This window comes from Streptomyces sp. 13-12-16, from assembly GCF_002114215.1.
Classification (GTDB): Bacteria; Actinomycetota; Actinomycetes; order Streptomycetales; family Streptomycetaceae; genus Streptomyces.
In genome coordinates this window covers 14,064-31,091 of the sequence record NZ_NCTE01000093.1, presented here as the reverse complement: position 1 = coordinate 31,091, position 17,028 = coordinate 14,064, and the positions used below count along the sequence as shown (strand labels likewise).

Genomic DNA, 17,028 nt, shown 5'->3' with positions numbered 1-17,028 from the left:
CCGCGTCGGGGCGGGCCAGCCGTACGTTCTCGGCGATCGTCCCGGCGTACAGGTGGGGCCGTTGCGGCACCCAGGCGACGCGGCCGTGCCACTCGGCGAGGTCGAGTCCGGCGAGGTCGGCTCCCCCGATCCGCACCCGGCCCCCGGTGGGGCGGACGAACCCGAGCAGCACGTTCAGCAGCGTCGACTTGCCCGCGCCGCTCGGTCCGACGAGCGCGACCGTCTCCCCGGGGGCGACGGTGAAGGACACGTCCGTCACCGCGTCCGTGGACCGGTCGGGGTGGCGGACCGTCACGTCCTCGAAGACGAGGGCACCCGTCGGTACCGCACCCGTTCCCGGCGCGGGCACGGGCGTCTCCAGTACCGAGAAGATGTCCTCGGCCGCCCCGAGCCCCTCCGCCGCCGCGTGGTACTGGGCGCCGACCTGCCGCAGCGGCAGATAGGCCTCGGGCGCCAGGATCAGGACGATCAGGCCGGTGTAGAGGTCCAGTTCGCCGTGGACGAGCCGCATGCCGATCGTCACCGCGACCAGTGCCACCGACAGCGTGGCGAGCAGTTCCAGCGCGAAGGAGGAGATGAAGGCGATCCGCAGCGTCCGCATGGTCGCCCGCCGGTAGTCGGCGGTGATCCGGCGGATCGACTCCGCCTGCGCCTTGGCCCGTCCGAAGACCTTCAGCGTCGGCAGTCCGGCGACGACGTCCAGGAAGTGGCCCGACAGCCGGGACAGCACCAGCCACTGGCGGTCCATCCGGGACTGGGTGGCCCAGCCGATCAGCACCATGAAGACCGGGATGAGCGGCAGGGTGCCCACGATGATCGCCGCCGAGACCCACTCCTCGGTGACGATCCGCGCCAGCACCGCCACCGGGACGACCACCGCGAGTCCCAGCTGGGGGAGGTAGCGCGAGAAGTAGCCGTCGAGGGCGTCGACCCCGCGGGTGGCCAGGGCGACCAGCGATCCGGTGCGCCGGCCGTCCAGCCACCCCGGCCCCAGCGCCGTAGCCCGCTCCAGCAGCCGCCCCCGCAGCTCCGACTTGACCGCGGCGCTCGCCCGGTGCGCGGCCAGCTCGGTCAGCCAGCCGACCAGACCGCGGCCGAGTGCGACGCCGGCGAGGAGCAGCAGGGGAGTGCCGAGTCCGGCGGCGGACAGTCCGTCCTGGAACGCGCCCACCACGATCTCGGCGATGAGCATGGCCTGGGCGATGACCAGCACCGCCCCGAGGGCCCCCAGGCCGACGACCGCCGCCAGGAAGCCACGGGTGGCGCGGGCGTACCGGAACAGACGCGGGTCGATCGGTTTCACGTGAAACACACCTCAGTGCACGGGATCGGCGATGTGCTGGGTGCCGATCCGCTTGCGGAACACCCAGTACGTCCAGCCCTGGTAGAGCAGCACCACCGGTGTGGCGATCACCGCGAGCCAGGTCATGATCTTCAGGGTGTAGGGGCTGGAGGAGGCGTTGGTGACGGTCAGGCTCCAGTCGGCGTCCAGCGTGGACGGCATGACGTTCGGGAACAGTGTCAGGAAGAGCATCGCCACGGCGGCCACGATGGTGAGGCCGGACAGGGTGAACGACCATCCTTCGCGGCCCGCCTGGTTCGCCAGCAGGGCGGCGACCAGCGCGGTGACCGCCACGGCCAGCGCGACCAGGCTGGTGCCGTCGCCGCGGTCGGCCTGTGTCCACAGCAGGAAGGCCGACGCCAGTACGGCGGTGACGAGGCCGACGCGCAGGGCCAGCCTCCGCGCCCGCTCCCGGATCTCACCGACCGTCTTCAGCGCCGTGAACACCGTGCCGTGGAAGGTGAACAGCGTCAGGGTGACCAGGCCGCCCAGCAGGGCGTACGGGTTGAGCAGGTCCCAGACGTTCCCCACGTACTCGAACTCGGCGTCGATCTTCACGCCGTGCACGATGTTCCCGAAGGCCACGCCCCACAGGAAGGCCGGGAGCAGCGAGGTCCAGAAGATCGCCGTCTCCCAGTTGCGCTGCCAGTTCTCCTCCGGCCGCTTGGCCCGGTACTCGAAGGCGACACCGCGGACGATCAGGCAGACCAGGATGAGCAGCAGCGGCAGGTAGAAGCCGGAGAAGAGGGTGGCGTACCACTCGGGGAAGGCGGCGAAGGTCGCGCCGCCGGCCGTGAGCAGCCACACCTCGTTGCCGTCCCAGACGGGGCCGATGGTGTTGATCAGCACCCGCTTCTCGGCGCGGTCGCGGGCGAGCAGCCGGGTGAGGATGCCGACCCCGAAGTCGAAGCCCTCCAGGAAGAAGTAGCCGGTCCACAGGACGGCGATCAGGACGAACCAGACGTCGTGCAGTTCCATGACGGTGCGACTCCCTCTGCCTAGTACGAGAAGGCCATCGGCCTGTCGGCGTCACGGTGGTCGCCGCCGAGCTTCGTGGGCGGGTTGAGGTCGGACTCGCCGAGTTCGGGCGGGCCCGCCTTGACGTACTTGGCGAGCAGCCTGACCTCGATGACGGCCAGGACGGCGTAGAGCAGGGTGAAGACGGACATCGAGGTGACGACCTCGGCCGTGGACACACCGGGGGAGACCGCGTCCTCGGTCCGCATCACTCCGTAGACCACCCAGGGCTGCCGGCCCATCTCGGTGAAGATCCAGCCCCAGGCGTTGGCGATCAGCGGGAACGCCATGGTCCACAGCGCGAGGAGCCAGTAGAGCCGGGTGAACCGGGAGCCGAGGGGCTGCTTCAGCAGCACCAGGCGCGGGACCTCGTCCTCGCCGGTGCGGTGGGCGGCCGGCAGCATGAACCTCTTGCGGGTGAGCCACAGCCCGAGGAGGCCGAGCGAGAAGGAGGCCATGCCGAAGCCGATCATCCAGCGGAAGCCCCAGTAGGCGACCGGGACGATGGGCTTGTAGTCGCCGGGGCCGAACTTCTCCTGGAGGGCCTCGTTGGTGTCGTTGATGCCGGGCACGTACGACTCGAAGTCACTGTGGGCGAGGAAGGAGAGCAGGCCGGGGATCTCCAGGGCGACCTCGTTGTGGCCCTTGTCGACGTCGCCGTAGGCGAACACGGAGAACGGCGCCGGTTCCTCGCCGTCCCACAGGGCCTCGGCGGCGGCCATCTTCATCGGCTGCTGCTCGTACATGACCTTGCCGAGGGTGTCGCCGCTGATCGCGGTGAACAGGCCGCCGACGGCCAGGGTGACCAGGCCGAGCCGGAGCGAGGTCCGCATCACCGGGATGTGCTTCCCCCGCATCAGGTGGAAGGCGGCGATGCCCACCATGAAGGCGCCGCCGGTCAGGAAGGCCGCCGAGAAGCTGTGGAAGACCTGGTTGAGGGTGGTGTTCTGGGTGAGCACCAACCAGAAGTCGGTGAGCTCGGCGCGGCCCTTCTCCTCGTTGATCCGGTAGCCGACCGGATGCTGCATCCAGGAGTTGGCGGCGAGGATGAAGTACGCCGACAGCAGGGTGCCGATCGAGACCATCCAGATGCAGGCCAGGTGGATCCTCTTGGGCAGCTTGTCCCAGCCGAAGATCCACAGACCGATGAAGGTGGACTCGAAGAAGAAGGCGATCAGGGCCTCGAAGGCGAGCGGGGCGCCGAAGACGTCACCGACGAACCGCGAGTAGTCGGACCAGTTCATGCCGAACTGGAACTCCTGCACGATGCCGGTGACCACACCCATCGCGATGTTGATCAGGAAGAGCTTGCCCCAGAACTTCGTCGCCTTGAGGTACTTCTCCTTCTCCGTGCGCACCCAGGCGGTCTGCAGCCCCGCGGTGAGGGCGGCGAGCGAGATCGTCAGGGGAACGAAGAGGAAGTGGTAGACGGTGGTGATACCGAACTGCCATCGCGCCAGGGTCTCCGGCGCCAGAGCCAGATCCACGTCGTCGCTCCTTACTTCGCCGTGGTCGCGGCGGCCTGCTTGATCCCGTTCGTCCTCGGCACCTCGGGGGGAAGTCCCCGACATCTCGGAGGAAAACGGGATGTGCTTGTGAACGCGTTCACATTCACAAGCAATTATGACCTACTGCTTTTCTGACCGGGAAGGGGGGTCCCCTGTGACGTCAGCCCCTCTTCGCGCACTTCCGGCACACACGAAGGCGGCCGGCGGACAAGCCGCCGGCCGCCTGGACGTGCACGCCGCTCAGAGCTGCCTGCGGAAGCCTTCCGTCACCTTCAGGAAGATGTCGTTCGCCTCGGTCTCGCCGACCGTGACCCGCACGCCCTCCCCGGGGAACGGCCGGACGACCACACCCGCCTGCTCGCACGCCTGAGCGAACGGCACCGTGTGCTCCCCCAGCCGCAGCCAGACGAAGTTGGCCTGGGTCTCGGGCACCGTCCAGCCCTGGTCGCGCAGCGCGTCCATCACGCGGTTGCGCTCGCAGACCAGCGAGCCGACCCGGCCGATCAGCTCGTCCTCGGCGCGCAGCGAGGCGATCGCCGCGTCCTGCGCGATCTGGCTCACCCCGAACGGCACCGCCGTCTTGCGCAGCGCCGCCGCCACCGGCTCGTGGGCGATGGCGAAGCCGACGCGCAGCCCCGCCAGGCCGTACGCCTTGGAGAAGGTCCGCAGGACGCAGACGTTGGGCCGCTCGCGGTAGATCTCGACGCCGTCCGGCACCTCGGTGTCCCGGATGAACTCGCGGTAGGCCTCGTCGAGCACCACCAGGACGTCGCCCGGCACCCGGTCGAGGAAGCGTTCCAGCTCGGCCCGCCGCACGACCGTGCCGGTCGGGTTGTTGGGGTTGCAGACGAAGACGAGCCGGGTCCGGTCGGTGATCGCCTCGGCCATCGCGTCCAGGTCGTGCACATCGCCCGGGGTCAGCGGCACCTTCACCGAGGTGGCACCGCTGATCTGCGTGATGATCGGGTACGCCTCGAAGGACCGCCAGGCGTAGATCACCTCGTCGCCCGGACCCGCCGTGGCCTGCACCAGCTGCTGGGCGACACCGACCGATCCGGTGCCGGTGGCCACGTGGGACACCGGGACGCCGAAGCGCTCGGACAGCTCGGCCATCAGCGCCGTGCAGGCCATGTCCGGGTAACGGTTGAAGGAGGAGGCCGCGGCCGTCACGGTCTCCATCACGCCCGGCAGCGGCGGGTAGGGGTTCTCGTTGGAGGACAGCTTGTACGCCACCGGTCCGTCGGCCGCCGCCGGCTTGCCCGGCTTGTACGTGGGGATCCCCTCCAGCTCGGCGCGCAGCTTGGGGCTCGTCTCGCTCACCGCAGTCCTCCTCGCGAAGACCGGCGGCACCCGTGTCCGCCGACATCCAATACTGCTCACCTTAAGAGGATTCGACGCCGCTGCGTAGAGGAGCGCCCGATGCTCACGCCTGCCTCGTGCGTCACAGTGGCAACAAGGGCAACGTAACCCGAAGGTGTACGAATGGCGTGCGGGCCAGGGGCGCGCCGTACATATATCTATGCGCCGGTGGCTTGCGCCGTGGCGCGCATCCCCCGTGCAGGTGAGTTGAGACCTCTTCGCAACATCGCACCCACGACAGGCTTGCATGCGCCGACACGCCAGCTCCTGGCATGGGAACGTTCAACGCCCTTTATTTCCAAGGCAATTGACTCTAAATGATCATGCAGAAACGTGCCTGTCAATGTGTGCATATGCGTCCGCCCTACCCCACCGCATGAGCCCTACTATCGGCTCGCCATGACAGCAGCAGGGAAGCACCAGGTGAGCCGCGCGGATACCTCACGCCGAAGCAGCCGGCCGGAACGAGCGGGCATCAGGGACGTGGCCGCCGCCGCCGGAGTCTCCATCACGACCGTCTCCGACGCCCTCAACGGCAAGGGCAGGCTCCCGGACGCCACCCGGCGCCACGTCCGCGAGGTGGCCGACAGACTGGGGTACCGCCCCTCGGCCGCCGCCCGTACGCTCCGCACCGGGAAGTCCGGACTCATCGGCCTGACCGTGACGACGTACGGGGATGAACCTTTCACCTTCACCGAGTTCGCGTACTTCGCCGAGATGGCGCGCGCCGCCACCTCCGCCGCGCTCGCCCGCGGCTACGCCCTCGTCATCCTGCCCGCGACCTCCCGCCACGACGTGTGGTCCAACGTCGCACTGGACGGCACGGTCGTCATCGACCCCTCCGACCAGGACCCGGTGGTCAGCGAGCTGGTCCGCCAGGGCTTACCGGTCGTCTCCGACGGCCGCCCGGCCGGCTCGCTGCCGGTCACCGCCTGGGTCGACAACGACCACGAGGCCGCCGTGACGGGCATCCTCGACCACCTCGCCGACGCCGGCGCCCGCCGCATCGGCCTGCTCACCGGCACCACCACCGACACGTACACCCACCTGTCGACCACCGCGTACCTGCGCTGGTGCGAGCGCGTGGGCCAGGACCCGGTCTACGAGGCCTACCCGGCGCACGATCCGTGCGCGGGCGCCGTCGCCGCCGACCGGCTGCTCGCCCGCCCCGACCGGCCCGACGCCGTCTACGGCCTGTTCGATCCGAACGGCACCGACCTGCTCGCCGCCGCCCGCCGCTACGGCCTGCGCGTCCCGGACGACCTGCTGCTCGTCTGCTGCAGCGAGTCCACGGTCTACGCCAACACCGAACCGCCCGTCACCACGCTCTCCCTCAAACCGCGCCGCATCGGCACGGCGGTGATCCAGCTGCTCATCGACGCCATCGAGGGGGTCGACTCGGAGCAGCCGGTGGAGCAGGTCATACCGACCGAGCTGATCGTGCGTACCTCCTCGCAGCGGCGTCCGCCCCGTACGACGGTCAGCCCGCCGAGGTCGCCGAAGGGGTCGTGAGGCGGGGGCACCCGCGGGGCGTACCGCGGCAAGGCACGTGGAGCTTCCGCTTCCGGAGGGGGAAGGCGGTGGCTTCGAGCCTCGGGAGAGGGCGTGTCGCGCTCGCCGGAGCGGCCCCCGGGGGCGCCTGGGGCGGTGTCGGCTCCGCTTCCGGGGGTGCTTGGGAGTGGATGCCCGACACCGCTTCCGGGGATGCCCAGGAGTGGATGCCCGGCTCCGTTTCCGGGGAGCCTGACGCGGTGCCCGGTTCCGCTTCCGGGAAAGGGCCTCGTGCGGGCGGGTCCGGGTCCCGCGAAGGCGGTCCTGTCTCCGGAAGGGGACGCGAGGGCACTTCCCGGACACCCCTGCGGGGGAAACGCGCCGGGCTCCCGGAAGGGAGCGGGCCGGTCAGCGGCGGGAGGGGTGCGGCCAGGGCCGTGGAAGACCCACTCAAACGGGGCGAAAGCCACGGCGAACCGGAGTCTTGCTCTGATTCACCACCCCTGGGTCATCACACAGCGCGATCCGCATTCCTATGATGGGCCCACGACACCGCGGGCCGCTGCGACCAGGCAGTCCGACGCGGTGCAGAAGCGGCGCGATGGTGGAGGGGTCGATGACTCAGGGGGCCGGTCAGGGACCCGAGGTGGAGCGGACGGCGACGCTGCGCGACTTCCGGGTGCCCGCGTACGTCCACGAGACCGGTCCGTACGCCCGGAGCACGCACCCCGGCGACGTCGTCCCGCCCTCCGAGGAGGCCTACCCGGAGGGATACACACCCACCCAGCGGGACCTCCCCGTCATCAATCGGGGTGACACTGTTCAGGTGACCGTCGCCCCCGCGTCCGCCCCCGCCCCGCAGCCCGCCACCGGCCAGGGACCGCTGTACGTGGTCGGTGACGTCCACGGCTACCTCGACGAGCTGGTGGCCGCCCTCCAGGAGCAGGGCCTGCTCGACTCGGCGGGCCAGTGGTGCGCCGGCACCGCGCGGCTGTGGTTCCTCGGCGACTTCACCGACCGCGGCCCGGACGGCATCGGCGTCATCGACCTCGTGATGCGGCTGTCCGCCGAAGCCGCCGCCGCCGGCGGCTACTGCAAGGCCCTCATGGGCAACCACGAGCTGCTGCTGCTCGGCGCCAAGCGGTTCGGCGACACCCCCGTCAACTCCGGCGCGGGGACCGCCACCTTCCAGGCGGCCTGGCTGCTCAACGGCGGGCAGAAGACCGACATGGACCGCCTCCAGGACCACCACCTGCAGTGGATGGCCCGCCTCGACGCCGTCGAGGAGGTCGACGGCCATCTGCTGCTGCACTCCGACACCACCGCCTACCTCGACTACGGCCGCTCCATCGAAGAGGTCAACGACACCGTCCGCGAGACGCTCACCCGCAACGACGCCGACGAGGTCTGGGACCTGTTCCGCAAGTTCACCAAGCGGTTCTCCTTCCGCGACGAGGGCGGCGCCGACGCGGTGCGCTCCCTGCTGGACACGTACGGCGGCACCCGGGTCGTCCACGGCCACAGCCCGATCCCGTACCTGATGGGCGAAGTCGGTTCCGAGGACGGCGAGGACGACAGCGGCCCCGTGGTCACCGGACCTCATGTCTACGCCGACGGACTCGCCATCGCGATGGACGGCGGGGTCACCATGGCCGGAAAACTGCTGGTCCGGCAACTGCCGCTGGGCGTCTGACGGTTCAGCGGGCCGTGACCGTGCGGCCCGCAACCGCCCCGTGCACGTGCCAATTTCGGTAAACCCCCTGTCACCGCGCGCCGTCACCGCTCTACCATCGGCTTATCCGTAGCAGGCTCCCCTCCGTTTCTGCCCGACGGCTCGTCAGCATGCCGAGCCCCAAGCCCTACGGAGCATCGGGGGATGCACATGAACAGCGTTCCGCAGCACCTGCTGAGCGAGGACCGCCAGGAATACCGGCGGATTCTCGATGAGGCGCTGCGCTCCGCACCACACCACCCGGAACTGGCCGCGGTCGGACAGCGGCTCAACTCGGAACAACTGCGCACGATGGCACTCAACGCCACCGCGATCATCACGACGGCCGCGGCGACCGAGTACCAGCACTATGTGAAGGTCCGCGAGGAACGGCGCCGGCCGCCGGAGTCGTCCACCCCGTCCGTCCGCGGTTCCGGCTCCACCGAGCCGGACACGAACGCGATGGGGCTCGCCGCCACCATGGGAGAGGTCGCCGAGACCACCGGGGCCGGCGCCGTCGCCGTCGTCGCCGTCCTGGCACCCGTCCTGGCCGGAACCGCGGCCGCGATCTTCCTGCTCGTCGGTTACGTCCTGCGGATGCTCGACCCCGACGCCGCGTTCGCCCGGACCATGCTCACCACGGGGTGGGTGTTCGGTGCGGTGACGGCGGTCGCCATCCTCGTCGCCGCCGTGGGTCTGCTGCTCACCGCGCTGCGCAACAAGCCCTCGGCGCTCAGCGGGTCGTACGGCGAACTCGACGGGGAGGTGACCCTGGCCAGGGACGCCTGGCGCGAGGCCCTGCTGGAGCGGGGGATCCTGCCGTTCCTGCGGGACGCGCTCACCGACCCGGCGACGGCCACCGCGCTGCAGCACACGGCACCGCCCCCGCCAGCCGGCCGCATCCCGCACCTGGGGTACGACCGGCCGGGCTTCTCCAGCCCGGAGGAGGGGGCGGCCCGTGGCACACGGCCGAGCTACTCCAGCCCGGACTACTCGAGCCCGGACTTCGGGGGACCGGAGCACCAGCCGGAGTAGCCGGGCGGCCCGTCCGTCGGCTTGCGCTCTCCGTACCGGAGGCGCGAGCCGGGTGGACGGGGCGGACGGGTCCGGCAACGGGCCGGACGACAGGTCCGACGACGGACCGGACGACAGGTCCGACGACGGGCCGGACGGACGGATCCGACGACGGGCCGGACGGACGGATCCGACGACGGGCCGGACGGACGGATCCGACGACGGGCCGGACGGTCGGGCCGGGTCTCAGAGGATCCCCGCCCGTCCCGCGGCCGTGATCCACTGCGGGAACTCGGAGAGCAGACGGTCGTACAGCTCCGCGTCCGGCACGGTGCTGATGTCGTCGACGGCGAAGAACCCGACGTTGTCGACGCGGCGTCCCGGCAGCGTGTCGAACCGCTCCAGCACGCCGTAATTGGACTTGCCCAGCCCCACGAACTGCCAGAAGACCGGTTCCTCCACCGCCTCACGGAGCTCGCGCTCGATCTCCTTGTTGCGGTAGACGCCACCGTCGGAGAAGAACAGGACGAGCGTCGGAGCGGACGCGGGATTGCCCCGGACGAACGCCCGCACCTCGGCGATGACCTTCTGCTCCTCGTTCTGGATGCCCACGTCCCGCATGTCGACCTGGCTGGGCTCCAGCCCCTTCTTCCGCCCGCGCCGGAACAGGCCCACCTCCCCCACCCGCACATGCAGCCGCAGCCACTCGGGAAGCTCCCCCAGTCGCAGATCCGGCAGCCGGGCCGGGTTCGAGGCGAATGTCCAGGCCTGCATCTCACCGTCGTCGTCCAGCTGCGCGGCGACCGCCGCCATCCGCTCGACGACGTCGGCCACCACCCCCTTGGAGTACAGGAAGGACATGGACCCGGAGGCGTCGAGTACGAGGACGACGCGCGCGGTGACCTCGGCGGCCCCGTGCTTGCGCAGACTGACCGCCACCTGCTCCTTGCGCAGCGACAGCCGCTTGCGCATGTCGACGGGCAGTCTCTCCTCGCCCTTGGTGAGCCGCGGGGCAGCGGGGTGGGGGTGAGGCCCGGAGGCCTGCTGGGCGGGCGCGACCGGCACGGTGGGAGGAACGGGCGGTGGCGGCGGAACCGGGGCCGCGGTGGTCGCGGGGGGAGCGGGCGGGACCGGAGGCGTGATGGTCACGGGGGCAGCGGACGAGACCGGAGGCGCGTCGTCCACGGTGATGCCGAAGTCCGTGGCCAGACCCGCGAGACCGGAGGCGTACCCCTGCCCCACCGCCCGGAACTTCCACTTCCCCTGCCGCCGGTACAACTCGCCGCCGATGAACGCGGTCTCCGTCCCCGCCGCCATGTCGAACCGGGCCAGCTCGGTCCCCGCCCCGGCGTCGAGCAGCCTGAGCACCAGTCCCGGCACCTGCCCGAACGTCCCGCCGTCCGCCGACGCGCACAGCACGATCCGCTCGACCACCCCCTCCACGGCACCCAGGTCCACCTCCACGGTGTCGGTCGTGTCCCGCGCGCCGCGCTGTTTCCCGAGATGCCTCACGGCGCCGGACGTGTGACGGGGCTGGTTGTAGAAGACGAAGTCCCCGTCGTCCCGCACCCGCCCGGCCTCCGTGAGGAGCAGCGCCGAGGCATCGATGTCGGGCACACCGGTCCCGGCCGCCCAGGCGAGCTCAACGCGCACCACGCGGGCATCGACGGGAAGATTGGACCCCTTGCTCATCGGACTCGCTGTCATGGGGCCAGTCTGCCCACCCTCCCCGGCGAAGGGGAGGTGCCGCCGCGGCTGCCGCCCCGCGGGAACGGTACCCATGACGGGCACCGCCCCCGCGCCGTCCGCTCAGTTCGCTCAGTTCGCTCAGTTCGCTCAGTTCGCGATCGGCAGATACACGCGATTGCCCGCCTCCGCGAACTCCTTCGACTTCTGGGCCATCCCCTCCTCGATCTCGTCCCGGCTTCCGCCGTGTTCACGACGGATGTCCTGGGAGATCTTCATCGAACAGAATTTCGGACCGCACATCGAGCAGAAGTGGGCCGTCTTGGCGGGTTCCGCCGGCAGGGTCTCGTCGTGGAACTCGCGCGCCGTGTCCGGGTCGAGGGCGAGGTTGAACTGGTCCTCCCACCGGAACTCGAAGCGGGCGTCGGACAGCGCGTCGTCCCACTCCTGGGCACCCGGATGGCCCTTGGCGAGGTCGGCGGCGTGGGCGGCGATCTTGTAGGTGATGACGCCGGTCTTGACGTCGTCACGGTTGGGCAGGCCCAGGTGCTCCTTGGGCGTGACGTAGCAGAGCATGGCCGTGCCCCACCAGGCGATCATCGCGGCGCCGATGCCGGACGTGATGTGGTCGTACGCGGGCGCGACGTCCGTCGTCAGCGGACCGAGCGTATAGAACGGGGCTTCATCGCAGATCTCCTGCTGGAGGTCGATGTTCTCCTTGATCTTGTGCATCGGGACATGTCCCGGGCCTTCGATCATGGTCTGAACGTTGAAACGCTTCGCGACCGTGTTGAGTTCCCCGAGCGTGCGCAACTCAGCGAACTGCGCCTCGTCGTTGGCGTCCGCGATGGACCCGGGCCGCAGGCCGTCACCGAGCGAGTACGTGACGTCGTACGCGGCGAGGATCTCGCAGAGCTCCTCGAAGTTCTCGTACAGGAACGACTCCTTGTGGTGCGCCAGGCACCACGCGGCCATGATCGAGCCACCGCGCGAGACGATGCCGGTCTTGCGGTTCGCGGTGAGCGGCACGTACGCCAGGCGCACGCCCGCGTGGACCGTCATGTAGTCCACGCCCTGCTCGGCCTGCTCGACGACCGTGTCCTTGTAGATCTCCCAGGTCAGTTCCTCGGCCCGGCCGTCGACCTTCTCCAGGGCCTGGTAGAGCGGCACGGTGCCGATGGGGACGGGGGAGTTGCGCAGCACCCACTCCCGGGTGGTGTGGATGTTCCGGCCGGTGGAGAGGTCCATGACCGTGTCGGCGCCCCAGCGGGTCGCCCAGGTCATCTTCTCGACCTCCTCCTCGATGGAGGACGTCACCGCCGAGTTGCCGATGTTGGCGTTGACCTTCACCAGGAACCGCTTGCCGATGATCATCGGCTCGATCTCCGGGTGGTTGACGTTGGCCGGCAGCACCGCCCGGCCCGCCGCGATCTCCTCGCGGACCACTTCGGGTGCGACGTTCTCCCGGATCGCCACGTACTCCATCTCGGGCGTGATCTCACCGCGGCGCGCGTACGCGAGCTGTGTGACCGCCTGGCCGGCGCGGCCCCGGCGCGGCAGGCGCGGCCGGCCGGGGAACACGGCGTCCAGGTTGCGCAGGCCCCCGCGCGGAGAGGTGTGCTTGATCCCGTCGTCCTCGGGACGGACGGGGCGGCCCGCGTACTCCTCCGTGTCGCCGCGGGAGATGATCCAGTTCTCCCGCAGCGGAGCCAGGCCCCGGCGGACGTCGGTGTCGACGAGCGGATCGGTGTACGGGCCCGATGTGTCGTACAGCGTGACCGACTGTCCGTTGGTGAGGTGCACCTGACGGACCGGCACCCGCAGGTCGGGGCGTGTGCCCTCGACGTACGCCTTGTGCCAGCCGATGGACCTCCCGGCCTCCCCGTCCACCGACGTCTCCGTCGGGTTCTGCGTGGAGGCAGGCGTGCGTGCGTCCTTGTTGGTCATGAGACCTACTCCCTACGCCGGCATTACCCGGTAACAGGTTCGGCGGTCGACGCAGCGGTTTCCGTCTGCCGACGTTCCGTGTGAAACATCACTCGTCTTCGGTGATGTTTCATGTGAAACGTCGCTGGGACGGAGGTCAGCGCCCTCTCAGCCCGGTGCTCCGAGCTCCCGCGTGTACAAAAGCGACTCCACGCTAGCGTCATTTCTGGCGCGGTGAACAGAGGGCCCCACCCCGTTCTTGCGATGATCGGGCGGTGACCCCCACTCAACCTCCTCCGTTCCCACCGCCCGAACCGTCGCGCCCGCCCGGCGCCGGAGACGGCAGCGGCCACGCACACGGGCACGGGCACAGCCACGGTCACGGCCCGGCGGCGCCCGTCTCCCAGCACCTGCGCAAGGTCATCGCGGCGATCCTCATCCCGTTCGCGGCGGCGGTGCTGATCGGACTCGCCGTGCTGTGGCCGGGCGGTGCCCCGGCGCACGAGCGCACCGGCGTCGGCTTCGACCGGCAGACGCAGCACGCCACGGTCACCAAGGTGGTCGAGCTGAGCTGCCAGTCCGTCAACGCCTCCGGAGGTGTCCCGACCGGCGACACCTCCACCGCCGAGGGCTCGTCCGCCCAGCAGCAGGCGGACGGCACCTGCAAGAAGGCGACGATCCGGGTCGACACCGGTGACGACAAGGGCCGCACGTTCGACGAGATCGTGCAGCCGGACCAGTCCCGGCAGCTGAGCGAGGGCCAGAAGGTCGTGGTGGCCTACGAGCCCTCCGCGCCCGAGGACCTCCAGTACTCGGTCACCGATGTGAACCGGCGCTTCCCGTTGGCGCTGCTCGCGGGCATCTTCGCGCTCGCCGTCGTGGCCGTGGGGCGGCTGCGCGGCGTCATGGCGCTGGTCGCGCTGGCGATCAGTTTCCTGGTGCTCAACTTCTTCATCCTGCCCGCGATCCTGCAGGGGTCGAACCCGCTGGTCGTGGCGGTGGTGGGAGCGAGCGCGATCATGCTGATCGCGCTGTACCTGTGTCACGGGCTGTCGGCGCGCACGTCGGTGGCGGTGCTCGGCACACTGATCTCGCTGCTGCTGATCGGCGTCCTGGGCTCGGTGTTCATCGGATGGGCCGCGCTGACCGGCAACACCGACGACAACACCGGTCTGATCCACGGGCTGTATCCCGGGATCGACATGAGCGGTCTGCTGCTGGCAGGCGTCATCATCGGTTCGCTCGGTGTCCTCGACGACGTGACGGTCACCCAGACGTCCGCGGTCTGGGAGCTGCACGAGGCCAACCCGTCGACGGGCTGGCGCGGGCTGTACCGCGCGGGCATCCGCATCGGCCGCGATCACATCGCGTCCGTGGTCAACACGCTGGTCCTCGCCTACGCGGGCGCCGCGCTGCCGCTGCTGCTGCTGTTCTCCATCGCGCAGAGCAGCGTGGGGACGGTCGCCAACAGCGAACTGGTCGCGGAGGAGATCGTGCGCACCCTGATCGGCTCGATCGGCCTGGTCGCCTCGGTGCCGGTGACCACGGCCCTGGCCGCGCTGGTGGTCTCGGCCGACCGCCCGACGGCTCGGGCACAGGGGACCGGACAGGCACCGGACGCGCGGCAGGCCGTGGGGCGCGGCGGGCGGGGCAGGCGCCGTAAGCGCTGACGTCCCGCGTGGCGGGCGGAGCGCGCTGAAGCGTTCCGCCACCGGTCCACCCGCCTGGCGTAACGCTTCAGCCGGCGCTCTGCTCCGCCAGGATCCGGTCCAGCGCGTCGTCGAGGTGGGCGTCGAAGTCGGCGAGCGCCCCCTCCTGGCCCAGTGGCACCAGCTTGTCGGTGCGGTCGAGGAAGGCCACGAGCGGTGCGGTCGACGAACGGAACAGCGCCTGGTCGCTGCCGACCTGAAGCCGGATCAGCACCTCTCCCAGCACGTCGGGGTCCACCGGCGAGACGCGTACGTCGCCCTCCCCGCACGGCCGACCGACGCCGTCGATCAGCAGCTCCCGGCCGAACGCCCAGGTCACGGGGGCGTCTCCCGGCAAGTGGAAGGTCAGCCGCACGGCGTAGGGATCACAGGTGTCGTAGCGGAGCTCCACCGGGATGCGGAAGGACAGCTCCTCCGACACGAGAAAGCTCATCATGACCTCTGCCTGTACGGATTCGCGCATCGCCTACCCCGTCATTCGCCACGGACTGGCCGGGCATGGACCCTGACACCAGAGGGAATCTTGCTGAACGTACACAGCAGATCACAAGGAGTGAGTTTTCAGATACTGATAGACAGCGTGAGCGACCCGACGAGACGCCCCATCTCGGCCTGCAGTCGCTGCGCCGCGGGGACGAGCCGGTCGGCCTGGTGTGCGGGCAGCGAGATGGCCACCGCCGCGGCCGTGCTGCCGACGGTGAGGGGGATCGCCGCGCACACCGTCCCCAGCACGTACCCCTGACGCTCCATCACCGGCTCCATCCGCCGCATCCGCTCCAGGCGCCTCAGCAGGCTGTGGTCGTCGCGCACGGTGTAGGGCGTGAGGGGCCGCACGGGATGGCGGCCGAGGTGGTCGCGGCGCGCCTCCTCGTCGAGCTGGGAGAGCAGGCACTGGCCGATCGCGTGGGCGTGTCCGGTCTCCCGGAAGTCGGCCCACTCCTCGACCGCGGGATGGGCGGGGGTGTCGGAGACGCAGACGACGTCGATCTCGCCCTCGCGGTACACGGCGTAGTACACGGGTGCGCCGACCGCGTCCCGCCAGCGGGCGAGGGTGTCGACCACCGTGCTGCGACGTTTCTGCTCCGCTCCGCTGCTGTTCAGCCGCTCTGTCGCCTCCCCCAGGAAGAACAGCCCCTTGTCACGGCGCAGATAGCCCTCGTGCACCAGGGTGCGCAGCAGGTGGTACGTGGTGGGGAGCGCCAGTCCGGTCTCCCGGGCCAGTTGTTTGGCGGGAGCCCCGTAGCCGTGCCTGGCGACGGTCTCCAGCAGGCGCATGGCCCGCTGGACGGAGCCGATGAGGGTCGCGGTGGGCGGTGGTGCGGGGGGCGCCGGCGAGCGGGGCTGCGGGGGGACCGCGGTCAGCTGCGCGGAGCCGGTGCCAGTCGTGGCCAAGGGTCACTCCCGAAACGCGAGGGGGCAGCCCGTGCGGGGAACACGGGTGGGGGTCGCCGCTCGCGGGGATCGTCCCCGCGTCGAGTTCCGGACTCTAACCGTCTGTCACCGCGTGCGGACGGCCCGCCGGAGAAACTTCCCCCACCCGAGGGAACCGGTGATTCCTGTTACCGCTTCACCGGCCCCCCTCGGCTCACCAGTCGCTGCGCGACGAGGAACTCGATGTGAACTTCCGTACGACGTAGATCAGTCCGCCGACCAGTGCCACGAAGACCAGCAGCTTGAAGAGCAGACCGATCACGAAGCCGACCACGCTCGCTATCAGCCCGCCGAACACGACCAGGGCGATGACCGGCACCGCGATCCACTTCACCCACCACGGCAGTCCCGCGAAGATCTCTCGCATCGCCCTCGTCCTTACCTCTCCGCCCGCCGCGTGCCGGGTCGTGTCGATGATGTCCTGCACTCGATGCTAGGGCGGCGGGTGCTCCGGCGGGGGCCTCTGATCCCTTGTCCACCCCTGACCGTTCCCCTAGGGAACCCCGACGACGCTCCTCAGCTCTCCGGGGGAGAGAACACCACCAGAACCCGCAGGTCCTCGCTGATGTGATGGAACTTGTGGGCCACCCCGGCCGGTACGTACACGACGCTGCCGCGTGCCACCTGGGTGGTCTCCATGCCGACGGTGATCGCCGCGCGGCCGCTGACGACGAAGTACACCTCGTCCTGGCTGTGCGGCTGCTGCGGGTCCTGGGCGCCGGCGTCGAGGGCGTAGAGGCCGACCGACATGTTCCGTTCGCGCAGGAACTGCAGGTATGCCCCGTCGTTGGCGGCGCGCTCCGCCTCCAGTTCGTCCAGCCGGAATGCCTTCAT

At 70.1% G+C, this 17,028-nt stretch carries 14 protein-coding genes and 1 riboswitch; of the genes, 4 read left to right on the top strand and 10 right to left on the bottom strand.

Annotation, left to right across the window (positions count from 1 at the left end; translation table 11 throughout):
- The 4 genes from cydD to hisC form a co-directional block, all read right to left on the bottom strand.
- The coding region (cydD, locus tag B7767_RS04700) for a thiol reductant ABC exporter subunit CydD (protein WP_085571006.1) at positions 1–1,303 on the bottom strand (1,303 nt) is incomplete at its 3' end.
- A gap of 12 nt (positions 1,304–1,315) precedes the next feature.
- Complete coding sequence (cydB, locus tag B7767_RS04695) at positions 1,316–2,320, bottom strand: cytochrome d ubiquinol oxidase subunit II (protein WP_085571005.1); 1,005 nt, start codon at positions 2,318–2,320, stop codon at positions 1,316–1,318.
- A gap of 20 nt (positions 2,321–2,340) precedes the next feature.
- Positions 2,341–3,846, bottom strand: coding sequence for a cytochrome ubiquinol oxidase subunit I (locus tag B7767_RS04690; RefSeq protein ID WP_085571004.1), 1,506 nt, complete (start codon positions 3,844–3,846; stop codon positions 2,341–2,343).
- 261 nt (positions 3,847–4,107) lie between these two features.
- Positions 4,108–5,187: a histidinol-phosphate transaminase gene (hisC, locus tag B7767_RS04685; protein WP_085571003.1), complete on the bottom strand. Its 1,080-nt coding sequence runs from the start codon at positions 5,185–5,187 to the stop codon at positions 4,108–4,110.
- A gap of 438 nt (positions 5,188–5,625) precedes the next feature.
- Here hisC and B7767_RS04680 point away from each other — a divergent pair, with 438 nt between their 5' ends.
- From B7767_RS04680 to B7767_RS04670, 3 genes are all read left to right on the top strand, one after another.
- A complete protein-coding gene (locus B7767_RS04680) occupies positions 5,626–6,738 on the top strand; it encodes a LacI family DNA-binding transcriptional regulator (RefSeq protein ID WP_085571002.1) in 1,113 nt (370 codons plus the stop codon).
- 580 nt (positions 6,739–7,318) lie between these two features.
- Entirely contained in the window at positions 7,319–8,410 is a 1,092-nt protein-coding gene (locus tag B7767_RS04675) for a metallophosphoesterase (protein WP_107485798.1), read from the top strand.
- 183 nt (positions 8,411–8,593) lie between these two features.
- Complete coding sequence (locus tag B7767_RS04670; protein WP_085571000.1) at positions 8,594–9,463, top strand: hypothetical protein; 870 nt, start codon at positions 8,594–8,596, stop codon at positions 9,461–9,463.
- 225 nt (positions 9,464–9,688) lie between these two features.
- Here B7767_RS04670 and B7767_RS04665 read toward each other — a convergent pair whose 3' ends face one another.
- Both B7767_RS04665 and thiC read right to left on the bottom strand, forming a co-directional pair.
- Complete coding sequence (locus B7767_RS04665) at positions 9,689–11,149, bottom strand: VWA domain-containing protein (protein WP_085570999.1); 1,461 nt, start codon at positions 11,147–11,149, stop codon at positions 9,689–9,691.
- 129 nt (positions 11,150–11,278) lie between these two features.
- Positions 11,279–13,075 (bottom strand): phosphomethylpyrimidine synthase ThiC, encoded by a 1,797-nt coding sequence (gene thiC, locus B7767_RS04660; protein WP_085570998.1) that lies wholly within the window; start codon positions 13,073–13,075, stop codon positions 11,279–11,281.
- Positions 13,068–13,257: riboswitch (TPP riboswitch) on the bottom strand. (Overlaps the previous gene by 8 nt.)
- 72 nt (positions 13,258–13,329) lie before the next feature.
- Here thiC and B7767_RS04655 point away from each other — a divergent pair.
- The gene (locus B7767_RS04655) at positions 13,330–14,724 is read left to right on the top strand and encodes a YibE/F family protein (protein WP_085570997.1); all 1,395 of its coding nucleotides are present in this window, start codon (positions 13,330–13,332) and stop codon (positions 14,722–14,724) included.
- A 67-nt stretch (positions 14,725–14,791) separates the two neighbouring features.
- On the opposite strand, the gene B7767_RS04650 is transcribed toward B7767_RS04655, so the two are convergent.
- From B7767_RS04650 to B7767_RS04635, 4 genes are all read right to left on the bottom strand, one after another.
- The gene (locus B7767_RS04650) at positions 14,792–15,226 is read right to left on the bottom strand and encodes an SsgA family sporulation/cell division regulator (protein WP_030820186.1); all 435 of its coding nucleotides are present in this window, start codon (positions 15,224–15,226) and stop codon (positions 14,792–14,794) included.
- A 98-nt stretch (positions 15,227–15,324) separates the two neighbouring features.
- Positions 15,325–16,038, bottom strand: a complete 714-nt coding sequence (locus B7767_RS04645; protein WP_085571008.1) for an IclR family transcriptional regulator — start codon at positions 16,036–16,038, stop codon at positions 15,325–15,327.
- Between the two features lie 310 nt (positions 16,039–16,348).
- A complete protein-coding gene (locus B7767_RS04640; protein ID WP_030857134.1) occupies positions 16,349–16,561 on the bottom strand; it encodes a DUF5326 family protein in 213 nt (70 codons plus the stop codon).
- A 149-nt stretch (positions 16,562–16,710) separates the two neighbouring features.
- A complete protein-coding gene (locus tag B7767_RS04635; RefSeq protein ID WP_004929283.1) occupies positions 16,711–17,028 on the bottom strand; it encodes a cupin domain-containing protein in 318 nt (105 codons plus the stop codon).